Annotated in this window: 13 protein-coding genes and 1 pseudogene; 6 read left to right on the forward strand and 8 right to left on the reverse strand. The window is 37.2% G+C overall.

Annotated elements, in window-relative coordinates; translation table 11 throughout:
• Nucleotides 1-119: 119 nt before the first annotated feature.
• Entirely contained in the window at nucleotides 120-1,070 is a 951-nt protein-coding gene (ispH, locus tag B9T23_RS11480; RefSeq protein WP_086194182.1) for a 4-hydroxy-3-methylbut-2-enyl diphosphate reductase, read from the reverse strand.
• Between the two features lie 134 nt (nucleotides 1,071-1,204).
• Between ispH and gmk the strand changes: the two genes are divergently transcribed.
• The 6 genes from gmk to bfr all read left to right on the forward strand — a co-directional run bounded on the left by gmk (nucleotide 1,205) and on the right by bfr (nucleotide 6,035).
• Nucleotides 1,205-1,828, forward strand: a complete 624-nt coding sequence (gene gmk / locus B9T23_RS11485; RefSeq protein ID WP_067726793.1) for a guanylate kinase — start codon at nucleotides 1,205-1,207, stop codon at nucleotides 1,826-1,828.
• Between the two features lie 76 nt (nucleotides 1,829-1,904).
• A complete protein-coding gene (rpoZ, locus tag B9T23_RS11490; RefSeq protein WP_004650579.1) occupies nucleotides 1,905-2,186 on the forward strand; it encodes a DNA-directed RNA polymerase subunit omega in 282 nt (93 codons plus the stop codon).
• A 219-nt stretch (nucleotides 2,187-2,405) separates the two neighbouring features.
• Nucleotides 2,406-4,511, forward strand: coding sequence for a RelA/SpoT family protein (locus tag B9T23_RS11495; protein WP_086194183.1), 2,106 nt, complete (start codon nucleotides 2,406-2,408; stop codon nucleotides 4,509-4,511).
• Between the two features lie 68 nt (nucleotides 4,512-4,579).
• Nucleotides 4,580-4,963 carry a RidA family protein gene (locus tag B9T23_RS11500; protein ID WP_067726797.1) on the forward strand — a complete coding sequence of 128 codons (384 nt, stop codon included), beginning with the start codon at nucleotides 4,580-4,582 and terminating at the stop codon, nucleotides 4,961-4,963.
• Nucleotides 4,964-5,127: 164 nt separating this feature from the next.
• Nucleotides 5,128-5,322 (forward strand): bacterioferritin-associated ferredoxin, encoded by a 195-nt coding sequence (locus B9T23_RS11505; RefSeq protein WP_005259971.1) that lies wholly within the window; start codon nucleotides 5,128-5,130, stop codon nucleotides 5,320-5,322.
• A 248-nt stretch (nucleotides 5,323-5,570) separates the two neighbouring features.
• Nucleotides 5,571-6,035 (forward strand): heteropolymeric bacterioferritin subunit Bfr, encoded by a 465-nt coding sequence (gene bfr / locus B9T23_RS11510; RefSeq protein WP_067726798.1) that lies wholly within the window; start codon nucleotides 5,571-5,573, stop codon nucleotides 6,033-6,035.
• A 49-nt stretch (nucleotides 6,036-6,084) separates the two neighbouring features.
• On the opposite strand, the gene B9T23_RS11515 is transcribed toward bfr, so the two are convergent.
• The 7 genes and pseudogenes from B9T23_RS11515 to B9T23_RS11545 form a co-directional block, all read right to left on the reverse strand.
• The gene (locus tag B9T23_RS11515; RefSeq protein WP_086194184.1) at nucleotides 6,085-7,719 is read right to left on the reverse strand and encodes an O-antigen ligase family protein; all 1,635 of its coding nucleotides are present in this window, start codon (nucleotides 7,717-7,719) and stop codon (nucleotides 6,085-6,087) included.
• An 87-nt stretch (nucleotides 7,720-7,806) separates the two neighbouring features.
• A pseudogene (gene tfpZ / locus B9T23_RS11520) lies at nucleotides 7,807-8,536 on the reverse strand (TfpX/TfpZ family type IV pilin accessory protein).
• A gap of 24 nt (nucleotides 8,537-8,560) precedes the next feature.
• A complete protein-coding gene (locus B9T23_RS11525; RefSeq protein ID WP_086194185.1) occupies nucleotides 8,561-9,838 on the reverse strand; it encodes an O-antigen ligase family protein in 1,278 nt (425 codons plus the stop codon).
• Nucleotides 9,838-10,302 (reverse strand): pilin, encoded by a 465-nt coding sequence (locus tag B9T23_RS17170; protein WP_086194186.1) that lies wholly within the window; start codon nucleotides 10,300-10,302, stop codon nucleotides 9,838-9,840. The genes B9T23_RS11525 and B9T23_RS17170 overlap by 1 nt, the downstream gene beginning before the upstream one ends.
• A gap of 206 nt (nucleotides 10,303-10,508) precedes the next feature.
• Nucleotides 10,509-11,069 (reverse strand): TPM domain-containing protein, encoded by a 561-nt coding sequence (locus B9T23_RS11535; RefSeq protein WP_086194187.1) that lies wholly within the window; start codon nucleotides 11,067-11,069, stop codon nucleotides 10,509-10,511.
• Nucleotides 11,063-12,067, reverse strand: coding sequence for a TPM domain-containing protein (locus B9T23_RS11540; protein WP_407640428.1), 1,005 nt, complete (start codon nucleotides 12,065-12,067; stop codon nucleotides 11,063-11,065). Before B9T23_RS11540 ends, B9T23_RS11535 begins: the two co-directional genes overlap by 7 nt.
• 106 nt (nucleotides 12,068-12,173) lie before the next feature.
• The gene (locus B9T23_RS11545; RefSeq protein ID WP_067726812.1) at nucleotides 12,174-12,764 is read right to left on the reverse strand and encodes a LemA family protein; all 591 of its coding nucleotides are present in this window, start codon (nucleotides 12,762-12,764) and stop codon (nucleotides 12,174-12,176) included.
• Between the last annotated feature and the right edge of the window lie 39 nt (nucleotides 12,765-12,803).

A 12,803-nucleotide genomic window follows, 5' to 3' on the forward strand; every position in this document is an offset into this window, starting at 1 on the left:
CTAATTAACTTACAAAACTGACACAAATAGAGATAAAAGGTATAAAAAAACAGATAACTGTCAAAATACAATTATCTGTCAAATTTTTAAAAATTTCAGAATGTTAAATCATTCACGCTTTATGCTTGAGTTACAGGAATACGTAACTCTTTGGGCAAACTAAAGGTAATATTTTCTTCACGTCCTGCAAGTTCTTCTGGTGCTTTCGCGCCCCAGTCCTGTAAACGCTGAATCACTTGTTTGATTAAAATCTCGGGTGCAGATGCGCCTGCCGTTACCCCAATTTTGGTATTTTCATTAAACCAATTTTGATCAAGCTGATCTGCATTATCAACCAAATAAGCCTGTTTCCCCATACGCTCAGCCAATTCACGTAAACGATTTGAGTTAGATGAATTTGGAGAGCCAACGACTAAAACCACATCGCATTGCAGAGCTAAATCACGCACTGCATCTTGACGGTTTTGGGTCGCATAACAAATATCATCTTTACGCGGACCTTGAATTTCAGGAAATTTTGTACGCAGTGCATCAATCACTTTGGCTGTATCATCAATGGATAAAGTCGTTTGCGTAACAAAAGCCACTTTTTCAGGATTATGGACTATTAAAGCTGCAACATCTTGTTCATCTTCAACCAAGTAAATTTCACCGCCATTTTTCTTGTCATATTGCCCCATGGTGCCTTCAACTTCAGGATGACCTTCATGACCAATTAAAATGGCTTCAGTCCCTTCACGGGCATATTTAGTGACTTCAATATGCACCTTAGTCACCAATGGACAAGTTGCATCAAAGACTTTTAAACCACGACGTTCCGCCTCGATTTGCACCGCTTTAGAGACACCATGCGCACTAAAAATAACAATATTGTCGTCGGGCACTTCGTCCAGTTCATCAATAAAAATTGCCCCACGCTGACGTAAATCATCGACCACAAATTTATTGTGTACTACTTCATGACGTACATAAATCGGAGGATTAAAGCATTCAAGTGCCCGATTAACGATCGCAATTGCTCGGTCGACACCTGCACAAAAACCACGTGGATTGGCCAATACAATTTCCATAAGACCCTCAATGTTCACTTGAATTTAGACTGAATAATTTGAAATAAATGCAAACAACCTGCGATCAGCTATTTAGTTTGCCGGCTGTCTGCTCTAAAATAGAGAAGATATTTTATCATATCAGGAAAAATATCATGTCGGGTCTCTTGTTTGTCGTTTCTGCTGCATCTGGAACAGGCAAAACATCTCTCGTTAAAGCCCTACTTGAGCGCGTAAATAATTTACACGTTTCTGTCTCTCACACAACTCGTGGTCAACGCCCTGGTGAACTCGAAGGTGTGCATTATCATTTTTCGAAAAAAGAAGATTTTCTTGCTTTAGTTGGGCAAGGTGGTTTTATTGAGTATGCCGAAGTTTTTGGTAACTATTACGGTACCGCTCAAGCCACAGTAAAACAACAATTGGCGAAAGGTCATGACGTTTTACTTGAAATCGACTGGCAAGGTGCAGAACAAGTTCGTAAACTTTTTCCAGAATCTAAACAAATTTTCATTTTGCCGCCAAGTCAGTTTGATTTGCGTCAACGTCTTTCAAATCGTGGTACAGACTCTGTTGAAGTGATTGAACATCGTTTAAGTTGTGCTGTAGAAGATATGCAGCAATATACCAATTTTGACTATGTCATTATTAATGATGACTTTAATAAAGCATTACATGACTTAGAATGCGTGATTATCGCCAATCGTTTGGTGATATCTCAACAAGCGGATCGTCATCAGGAATTGATTGAAAAATTAATTACTCCTGTTGAATTGTGATTAAAACTTGAGTCTACAGGCAAAGCCTTTTATACTGCTCAGTCTGTTCAAATTTAATATTCAAACGAGAATTCTTATGGCACGCGTAACCGTTGAAGATTGTTTAGACCATGTAGACAACCGCTTTGAGCTTGTACTAGTGGCAAGCAAGCGCGCGCGTCAATTGGCACGTCAAGGTATCGAACCAACTGTAGAGTGGGATAACGACAAACCGACTGTGGTTGCTTTACGTGAAATTGCAGCGGGTCATGTATCTAAAGATATTTTGAAACAACGTGATCAAGATTATCAAACTTCTAGTCTTGACCTTGCACTTTCTGCAAACAACTTGAATTTAGATGGCTTTTCTTTCCAATAAGAAAAAAAATCTTAAAAAAGCCTAGTTTTTAACTAGGCTTTTTTATTGGAAAACTTTTATATTTGCTCAATAACCGTTATAACATAAGTATAAAGATACATTATTCAATAGGTATCTTTTTGCTTTTTTTTAAATGAAAAATTTGACAAGTCATGCAATATGTTTTTCATTAAAGGTCTAGCAATTTAAACTGTAAAACTGAAGTAATAAAGGTGTTATATGCCAGGCCCACAGGTCAGCCAAGCCAGACAACAGCTCAAAATTATTATCGACGCTTACTTAAGTGCAAGCGATGTCGAGCGCGTGCTTGTGGCTTGCGATTATGCCGATATTGCACATGATGGGATCACCCGAAAAAGTGGTGAACCTTACATCCTGCATCCTATCGCGGTGAGTAGCATTCTTTCGCATATGCGTCTGGATGCAGAAACCCTCATGGCTGCCCTTTTACATGATGTAATTGAAGATACTGACTTCAATAAAGAAGATATCGCTGAAAAATTTGGACGTACCGTTGCAGAACTGGTCGATGGCGTCACCAAGCTCAGTCATTCCAGTGATAAAGAATATAATAAAGCCGCATCCTTCCGTAAAATTCTGCAAGCGACCCTACAAGACCCACGTGTCATTATTATTAAACTCGCAGACCGTTATCACAATATGACCACGTTGGGTTCATTACGCCCAGATAAACGTCGACGTATTGCCCAAGAAACCTTTGATATTTTTGTTCCAATGGCGCGTATTGTTGGCATGAATGAGATGGCCGACAACTTAGAACATCTGTGCTATCAGAATCTCGATCTCGATATGTTTAATAATGTGCAAGAAGCACTCTTTCAAACCAAACCCAAACGCTGTGAATATCAAAGTATTTGGGAAAAAAATCTCACCGAACTGCTGCAACAGCATCAAATTTCAGGTCGTATTAAAAAGAAAAATAACAATATCGAATTGCTGCGCCACTTTGTTAAAAATGATATCAATCTACAAGAGCTCACGCATAGCCATGCTTTTGAAATTGTTTTACAAAGCATTGCTGACTGCGACCGTCTGGCAGAAATTCTGCGGGAAAATTTCCAAATTCTGCATTATGAAGATCATATTCGCCGCCCACTTCCAGGCGGCAATCAATCACTGATGATGCGTTTAAAAGGCGAGAAAACCACGCTATCACTGACCATTCAAACTGAACTTATGCGCAAGGCTGCCCGTTTTGGTGTGGTACTGGGTGAAAATGCACCACAAGCTTGTCGCTCCGCCATTCAAGCCTCTATGCAGAACCTCAATGTCCTGATTGATGGTGCATGTGCGAAAACCACATTTAGCGACCTGTTAGATTATTTACATCAAGAAAAAATTTGGGTTTATACTCCACATGGCAATTTGCATGAACTCCCTCAAGGGGCAACAGCAGTCGATTTTGCTTATTCAGCCAGTCTATTTTTAGGCAATCATGCTGTAGGTGCAAAAGTGAATGGTGAAACCAAGCCACTTTCAACCCCACTGATCAGTGGACAAGTAGTTGAAATTATTACCGATGTTCTCGCGACACCAAACCCAGATTGGCTTAGTTTTATTAACACCCAGAAAGCACGTCGCGCATTACAAAATATTTTACGTGATCAAGATATTGAAGAGCAGCAACTGGTCGGTCAACAAGCGCTGAATCGTGCACTGAAACTGTTTAATCGTTCGATAAAGGATTTAACCGAGGCAGACTGGATCGATATCTTGCAATGGCGACACATCGAATCTAAAGAGCAGTTATTTGAACAAGTCGCTGTGGGTGATTTGCTTCCGCAATTGGTTGCCAATCATCTGTTTGCACAAGGTAAAAGTATCGAGACTCAATCTTCAACCCGCCTGATTCAAGGCACTGAAGGTGTGGATGTCAAATATGCACATTGCTGCAATCCTGTTCTCGGTGATCCAATTCAAGGACATTTATCGCGTCGTGGATTAATTGTCCATCGTGCCCGTTGTCACAACCTTCTACACGAACAACACCAACATCCAGAAAATATTATGCCTTTGCAGTGGTCTTCTGAAGATACTGACGATATTAGCTTTACCGCCTATTTAAGCATTGATATGGTGATGAATGATGAACAAATTTCCGACCTCATCTACCAATGCCGTAAAGAAAAAACTGGCGTAGAAATGGTGCATAACCATGAAGGAAAAACTTACGTGAATATTGTGGTGCATAACCGCAAACAAATTGCTCAAATCATTCGTGATTTACGTATGCATTTTGGTTTTCCGCGCATTACTCGTTTAGCCCAACCGATTAATATTACAGAAGCATCTAAAGCAAGTTAATTCAATCATATGCAACTTTTTTGACTGATATACGCTATGATGTATGAAGATGATATAAGGAGAAATCAATGTCCCGTCAAGTAATCCATACGGAAAATGCACCAGCAGCAATTGGTACATATTCTCAAGCGATTTTAGTTGAAAATACACTGTATCTTTCAGGTCAAATTGGCTTAGACCCTTACAGTATGGAATTGGTTGAAGGTATTGAGGCTCAGATTCGTCGTGTATTTGATAATTTAAAAGCAGTCTGTGAAGCAGCGGGTGGCTCTTTGGCGGATATCGCCAAACTGAACATTTTCCTGACTGATCTTTCGCATTTCCAACTGGTGAACCAGATTATGGGGGAATATTTTGCACAACCCTACCCTGCACGCGCAGCATTAGGCGTCGCAAGTCTCCCTAAAGATGCTTTAGTGGAAATGGATGGTGTGGTTATTATTAATAAATAAAATCAGATAGTTAAAAAATTGTCTAAAATACCACCGATCAGGCGGTATTTTTTTATTCAAAAACTCAATTAAGATAAAAGATATTTCAAATGAATTTCATTGACAAACGATAACAATTATCAATAATATTACTTATCCCATTTCACTATTGTGGCTAGTTGAAAATGTACGTTTGTTTATGTCGTGGTATTACCGATCAAGATATTAAAGATGCCGTAGCCAATGGCGCTGAAAGCTATCGCGAAATTCGTGACTTACTTGATTTGGGTACATGCTGTGGTCGCTGTGCACCAGAAGCCCGCGCCATCATTAGCGATGAACTTTCAGAAATTGCTGCCCGTATATCGATAGCCGCTTAAATACTCTAACCATAATAATCAAAGTTTAATGATCGAAAGATCATCCTCCCCCCCGCTTATGACTCTAAGCGGGTTTTTCTTATCACATTATTACAATTCAACCTTTAATCGTTTTTGATTCCGATTTTCATTTGCCGTTCAATAAATTACTCGCCATTATTTCGGTTCTTGTTTAAGATCATTGTAATAATAATTTTTTGATTGCCTGACACATGGTTAAGGCAGAAATTGTTGATGGAGAACTTACAATGAAAGGCAATCGTGATGTGATTAATCAGTTAAATCAGGTGCTGTATCACCAGTTGACTGCCATTAACCAATATTTTCTTCATTCGCGCATGTTTAATCACTGGGGAATTGAGAAACTCGGTTCTGCAGAATACAAAGAATCCATTCGCCAAATGAAAGATGCAGATAAAATTATTGAACGTATTTTATTTCTCGAAGGTCTGCCTAACCTACAAAATTTAGGCAAGTTGTACATTGGTCAGCATACTGTTGAAGTACTGAATTGTGATGTGCGCAAAGTAAACGAAAATATTGAAGTGATACAAAAAGCGGTCAGCTTAGCTGAGCAGGAAATGGATTATGTGACCCGTGATCTTGTACAGGAAATTTTGGAAAAAGAAGAAGACTATTTGGACTGGACCACGACTCAACTTGATTTAGTTGAGAAAGTGGGGATCGAAAATTATATTCAAAGCCAAATCTAATGCTCTATAAAAAAGCCAGTCGATTGACTGGCTTTTTTAGTTTTATGTATTACTTTTCAGAAACCGGTTGGGCTAATGAGGCATAGTCCAGATCGACTTTACGCAATGTTTTTAACAACCACAGTTGATGCTTTGCTTCTTGCTCATAGCCATTAAAAGCCAGAACTTTGGCATATTTAATCAGATCGTATTTAGTTGGATAGTTAAGCACCATCTCCTTAATATCGTCTAATTGTTCTGCATTTACTTTGCTATACGGATTCATCCGAATCCAATCAATACGTCGATCAAACTCTTCTAGCAAATAAATTTGATCTTGATTGGTGATTTTCTCAGGCGTTTGCTCATAACGCATCGACTGATTCAGTTTCGGCACCATAACCGAATAATCTCTGACAATTAAAATCAGCAATAGCAAAGATACCGCATAACCCACACGCATATAATTGGGTGAAAGTGTAATCGTCTTAATATCAGATTGCTGAGACTGAACCAGCCCCATAATAAAACCAACCGGCAATAAGAAATACGCATAATATTGCGGGAATTCCAGCATTGAGTGAATCAATACTGCCCCAATCATTAAAATACCAATCACAGATTCAACCGAATTGACATGCTTATTCAGCTGATATCCCCAATAGCCAAAGTATGCAAGAAATGGTATACCAATAATTAAACCATTCCACAGAATAAAATCCAGAATAAAATTATGTGCACTACGAACCCATACTGGTCCCTGAAAATGATCACTGACCAAGGTATAAGCGACACTTGTCTGGTTCCACCCATAACCAAACCATGGACGATCCATAATGGCATGCAGCATTTGATTCCAAATGGCTAAACGCGACATATCTCCTGTTGCACGACGTGCGATATCTATAGATTTAATTTGAGTATCAGCAAGCTGGGTGAGAAAGCCACCAATGGTAGGAAGTAGAAATATAAAACCAACAAACAGAGCTGTCCAAGCAGTGAGATAATACCACTTAATTGAGATATAGCCTTTAAACTGCTGATAAGCCAAATACACAATAATGCAGGCACAAGCCACCCATGATGTACGAGATTGGCTTAATGCCAAACTCATCAACATAATGAATACTGCTGGTATCAACCATTTTATATGAACTTTCTTTTTTTCATATAAATATAAACATGCTAAAAGAGACATGAGTAAAAAAGTAGCCATGTTGTTTGGCTGGGCAAAATTGGCATATGGACGCACAGCACGTTGCATATCCACCATCCCGGGAATATAAGCATCCAGTGTTAACCACTGGCAGATTGCAATGATGCCAGTCAATGTACCTGATAACAGTAAAATCGTGCTAAACCCGGTAAAAACATTTTCTCTGTCGATTTTTTTTTGCGTCAGATTATATCCCACCACACTGCAAAACCAAAAGGCAAGAACAAAGAGTGAACAGATCAAAGCTTTATCAAAGAAGAATGATTCACCACCGAAATATTGAAATATTGGCATGCAAGCCAAAAATACTAAAGGTAAACTTATGATAGGTAGTTTGATTTGATCTTTTAAATAAATTGCAGCAAGAGCAAAAAGGGATAAAAAGGCAAAAAGTTCCCCTGTATAGGTGACCCAAGGGCGGTAATGAATAGGGAGAAGCCAGGCCAATGCTATAAATACACTGGCAACAAGAAGTAAGAAAAATTTCATGATTAAATCAGTGAAAATAGAATAGACACATGATAATAAAAAAGCAGATTAAATGATAATCTGCTTTTTTCAGAATGTTCTAGTGATTTAGTGCCATGGTCTTAAATTGACGATTTTAATTACATCACCTTTACTATCTACAAGTACGGTCATATCCATTGCTGTAGCTTTAAGTGGTAAAAATGCGACTGCCTGTGGATATTTTGCTAAAATTTTATCTACATCGGTTTTGTTATTATACTGCTGTAATAATTCTAATTTTTGGGCACGCTGCTGTATTTGTTTTTTTGCTTCGACAAAATCGACATATCGTTCAGGTTTTTGTGCTAATGAAATGCCCCCTAGTACTTCGGAAAACATATCCTCTCTACGTTTTTGAGCATTATTAGAAAATTCCGTAGCCACAAATTTTGGTTTTAACCAAGATGGTTACTGAAATTGTGATTCAGCTTGATTAATATTATTCTGAATAATCTCATTATTTCGTACCAACTCAAAACGATCTACGTTATAAACTAACTATGCAGGACGACCTTGAGCAAGGCTATATATGCCATAGAATAATGCTGATACTTGAATTAAAATAATAACCGTTAAGTCGAATTTAAGTGTTTTTACCTTCCTTATAAACCAATACTATTAAAACTGGGCCAATAATGACATCTATAGCCAACATCATTAAAAAAATGTGGGTGATACCGACAGCTTGAGCTAGAGGAGATGAATACCAGAACAGAAAGACTATACAAACCATAATTAAGGTTATAAAAAGCGAAAAAGCCCAATGAATACTAAAAAATTTAAAGCGTTTAGACATATTATTCCTAGGACAGTATTTTTCTCAATATAATTGATAACCATATTCCCAAAAGCGCGGTGGTGTTAATGGTAAACTTTCTGTTAATACAGATGTATTAACAAAAAGGTAAAAAAACATAACCGCTATAAATACATAGATAATAAGATTAATTGTTTTTATATATTTTGAATTTTGAATAACTAATTGATTGAAATAAGTTGAATGAGAAAATTCAGGGTTTTTAAGTAGAAAAACAAAGAACCATAAAAGTGCGATTTGTGTAACAGGATAAATATGAATACCAGAAAATGATAAGTCTATAATTATTGCACCTAATGCTGCTAGCACAAAGTAATTTTTTTTAAAGTCCCAACTTATATTCTTAGCAATACCAAAGAGAATAAAACTTAAAAAGATAAAACCAATAAGCCCTGTTTCAGTTAAAATTTGAATAAATAAGTTATGTGGGTGTGCTGGCAAACCTGAATACTTATCTAATTGATAAAATCCACATCCAAAAATGGGACTTTGAATCCAACATTGAAATGCATTTATCCATAGTTCGTAGCGCCCACTTGTAGATTCTCTATCTAGAGTTATTAAACCCGAAGCAGAATAGCTTGAGAAATGTATAATGGAAAAATAAGCTAGCCATGTTAAACCATAAGTAAATAATAGTTTAGGTCGTGCTAAGTTATTAAATATACAAACAAAAAATATAAAAAAAGTATAAGCTAATGTTACCGAACGTCCCCCGTCTAAAAGAATAGATAAAAAAGCAAAAAAAATAAAAGTCAAATAAACATTTTTATACTGAATTTCGTTCAAATAAAACCATATTGCAAAAATAGAAAAAATTAAAAAATAACTATTATAAATACGAATATTCCACGGCAAAGGATACCAATTTGTATACAATCCTGTATTTACATACTTCCATAAAGAAATAGGAAACATTATAAAAACTAAAAAACTAGAAAATATAATTAATTTAGATATTGTTTTATTGTAATTTAAATTAAAAAATAATTTATATAGAAAATAAAATAATAAGAGTTCAAAAAAAATCGTTTGATAGTTAGACCAAAAGAAAAATCCAATAGAAATAAAAAATAAAAAGAATAATTCTTTTTTAAAAAAAATATTTTCTTTATTTATAAAACTATATAAGCTTAAGCCCAATAAAAGTAAAACTTCTAAAACGCGAGCTTCATTGTAAAAATTAGGACTAATTTGGACAGAAAATCCTAAAATAAAAAGTGAAAAATAAAGAGCTATAAATAGCTCTTTATTTTTAAAATGTTTAATTAAATTAAACATTAGGTCCCACGACAGTCCGCAGGGAAGAATTTAGCAACACCTACAGAACTAACTGAACATTTCCAAGTTAATGGACCGACATAGTTAGCTGTAAGAGCAGCACCATCTTTAGTTAGTGGTGTAAATGTTAATGATGCCGCATCTAAATCAGTATCCCCACTACCTTTTACTGCAACGGCAATTACACCATTAGTTACTGTTACACTTTCTACATATTTAGAGCTTATATTAGTAGCGGTAGTATCTAATCCTGCTGCTTGATTGCCTACTGGTAAAGCACCAGTTGACTGGAATGCTTCAGAAACGGCAGTTTTAGCTGATGCAGCAAAACCAACTACTTCTGACATTTTTGCGCGTTTGGTATAGTCTTGATAAGCTGGGATCGCTACAGCTGCCAAAATACCGATAATCGCCACAACGATCATTAATTCAATAAGAGTAAAACCCTTTTGTATAGATTTCATAACATTCTCCACAAATGTTTTTGTTTATTTATAAGCTTTGTAAAGCTAATTTAGCTTAATTTATAGTTAGCACTAACTGTGCCAAAACTGATTATAATAAAATTAACAGAAAAAACAGCATTTTAAAAAAATAAAATTGTTACAACGTAGTTTTAATGTTTATTTTAGTAAAAAAATGACATTTTTTGTCACTTATATCCTATTTTCTAGCCCAATATGATTGGCTTATTACCCAATTCATTATGCTGATCTGTTGTTGAGTGTGCATAAAACTCACTTAATACTTCCCCTATGCTAAATACACCTGTCATAACAGCATCTCGATATTGATGTCGTGAAAGGCGTTCAATCATTTTTTGACAAATTTCATCCCAAACTACTTGTTCGGTCGCTTTTTGAATTCCCCGATCAATTACAATTTCAACTTTTCGTTCACATAAATTTAAATATAAAAGTACACCACTATTATATTCAGTATCCCACACACCAAGTTCAGCAAAAAGTTGTCGTGCACGCATACGTGTATTTTGATTATAAACCTGATTTGAAGGGATAAAACCTTCAATCACCACCTGAATTTCACCCACATGCCCGTGTTCTGCGTCAGTTACAGCTTGGGCAATTGCTTGCTGATCCTGCTTAGAGAAATAACGCTTAGCCGCAGGCATATATAAAAAATGCTTTAACCAACGTTTAAAACTGGGTTGGCTTACTTCTTCTATTTTAGGCTGTGTGACAATATCTGTCGTTTCTGTTTTTATTACCATGAGCCTGATGCCCCTCCACCGCCAAAACCACCGCCTCCGCCACTAAATCCGCCACCACCTCCAAAGCCGCCACCTCGTCCTCCACCACCGCCACGACCGGCAGAAGCCAAAAACAGCTGGAAAATGGTTTGTGCAATAGCGGTAATCAGTAAAAAGAAAATCCCACCACCAATTAATAAACTAGTAACTAATCCTGCACCATTCACCAATCCGGCTACCGTTCCAGCCACCGCAGCAGTGGACGCACTTAAACCCTTGCCAAAAATAAAGGAACCAATAATGCCTGCAATCAGTATAAATAATGCTGTACTAAAAGTTTTCTCTTTGGCTTGCTGTTTATGCAAAGCTTGTTCATGGCGTTCTTTAAGTTCTTGCGCGGCTTTTTGCGCCACCTCGGGATCCATATTTAAAATACGTTCTATTTCAACCAGTCCCGCTTCAATACCTTGTGCATATTGGGCTTGTTTAAAATAAGGTGTGATTTGATTTCGAATAATCCGACTTGCCACAATATCAGGGATTACACCTTCCAATCCATAACCTGTCAGAATTTGGATACGACTGTCATTAACAGCAATCGCCATCAATAGACCATTATCCTGTTTTGCCGATCCAAGTTGCCATTTTTCAGCAACACGCATGGCAAAATCAAAAATATCTTCCTGACCTGTGGTTGAAACTATCACCACGCCAATTTGTGCTTTACCCTGTTCATGTAGCGCTAAAATCCGTTGACTAATTGCCTGCTTCTGACTTTCAGTTAATACGTTTGCCTGATCAATCACAGGTTCATTTAAAGTGGGCAAGCCACGTATGGATTCTCCTTCTGCCATATCATTAGCAATTTGCGGGGATTGAACCGTGGTTTCAGTATTGTCTTTGGTTGCTGTTTGATTTTGAGATGTCTGCTGTTGATCCTTAATAATTTTGCCGACCACTACAGCATCAGTATTCTCATCTGTCGCTGTTGCAACCTCACTCCAGGCAAGTGAACTCATCAGCAAACTACAGCCCAATAAAAATACCGTAAGTATTTTTATTATGGGTGAGATGTATTCTTTATAAGAATCAGACATCAGCAATCCTTATTCAACAATCAATGAATTAGTCGAAAGATACTTTAGGTGCATTTTGTGCACCTTGCTCTGCACTAAAGTTCGGCTTGGGATTCATCCCAATAACTTTGGCGGTCATCACCTGAGGGAACTGGCGAGAATAAGAGTTAAAGTCTTGGACTGTCGCAATATATCGGTTACGCGCTACTGCAATACGGTTTTCAGTACCTTCAAGTTGTACTTGTAAATCACGGAATTGTTCATTGGCTTTTAAATCAGGATAATTTTCAGAAACTGCAATTAAACGTGAGAGTGCACTGGTCATCTGCGCCTGTGCTTCTTGATATTTTTGGAATAAGGCCGGATCTTCCAAGACTTCTTTATCTACTTTTAAGCCTGCGACATTAGCACGTGCTTGCGTAACTTCCGTTAAAACTTTTTCTTCATGTTTGGCATAGCCTTTCACCACATTGACCAAGTTGGGTACAAGGTCTGCACGGCGTTGATATTGGTTTTGTACTTCAGACCAAGAGGCTGTCACCGCTTCATCTTTCACCTGTAGCGTATTATAGCCACAACCGGATAAGGTTAAAGTGCTTACAAGAGCCATAGTGACTAAACTTTTTTTCATTACATTCATATGCCTATATCCTCTATATTTCTTTGTATTTGTTTGAAT

The sequence above is a fragment of the Acinetobacter terrae genome (genome assembly GCF_002135195.1).
Taxonomy (GTDB): domain Bacteria; phylum Pseudomonadota; class Gammaproteobacteria; order Pseudomonadales; family Moraxellaceae; genus Acinetobacter; species Acinetobacter terrae.

Excerpts from the sequence above, each read along its gene's own strand:
- B9T23_RS11540 (WP_407640428.1), bottom strand. The coding sequence starts at position 12,067 with ATGAGTTCACTTGCCTGGAGTGAGGTTGCAACAGCGACAGATGAGAAT.
- gmk (WP_067726793.1), top strand. The coding sequence starts at position 1,205 with ATGTCGGGTCTCTTGTTTGTCGTTTCTGCTGCATCTGGAACAGGCAAA.
- B9T23_RS17170 (WP_086194186.1), bottom strand. The coding sequence starts at position 10,302 with ATGAAATCTATACAAAAGGGTTTTACTCTTATTGAATTAATGATCGTT.
- B9T23_RS11525 (WP_086194185.1), bottom strand. The coding sequence starts at position 9,838 with ATGTTTAATTTAATTAAACATTTTAAAAATAAAGAGCTATTTATAGCT.
- B9T23_RS11495 (WP_086194183.1), top strand. The coding sequence starts at position 2,406 with ATGCCAGGCCCACAGGTCAGCCAAGCCAGACAACAGCTCAAAATTATT.
- bfr (WP_067726798.1), top strand. The coding sequence starts at position 5,571 with ATGAAAGGCAATCGTGATGTGATTAATCAGTTAAATCAGGTGCTGTAT.
- B9T23_RS11505 (WP_005259971.1), top strand. The coding sequence starts at position 5,128 with ATGTACGTTTGTTTATGTCGTGGTATTACCGATCAAGATATTAAAGAT.
- ispH (WP_086194182.1), bottom strand. The coding sequence starts at position 1,070 with ATGGAAATTGTATTGGCCAATCCACGTGGTTTTTGTGCAGGTGTCGAC.
- B9T23_RS11500 (WP_067726797.1), top strand. The coding sequence starts at position 4,580 with ATGTCCCGTCAAGTAATCCATACGGAAAATGCACCAGCAGCAATTGGT.
- B9T23_RS11545 (WP_067726812.1), bottom strand. The coding sequence starts at position 12,764 with ATGAATGTAATGAAAAAAAGTTTAGTCACTATGGCTCTTGTAAGCACT.
- B9T23_RS11515 (WP_086194184.1), bottom strand. The coding sequence starts at position 7,719 with ATGAAATTTTTCTTACTTCTTGTTGCCAGTGTATTTATAGCATTGGCC.
- B9T23_RS11535 (WP_086194187.1), bottom strand. The coding sequence starts at position 11,069 with ATGGTAATAAAAACAGAAACGACAGATATTGTCACACAGCCTAAAATA.
- rpoZ (WP_004650579.1), top strand. The coding sequence starts at position 1,905 with ATGGCACGCGTAACCGTTGAAGATTGTTTAGACCATGTAGACAACCGC.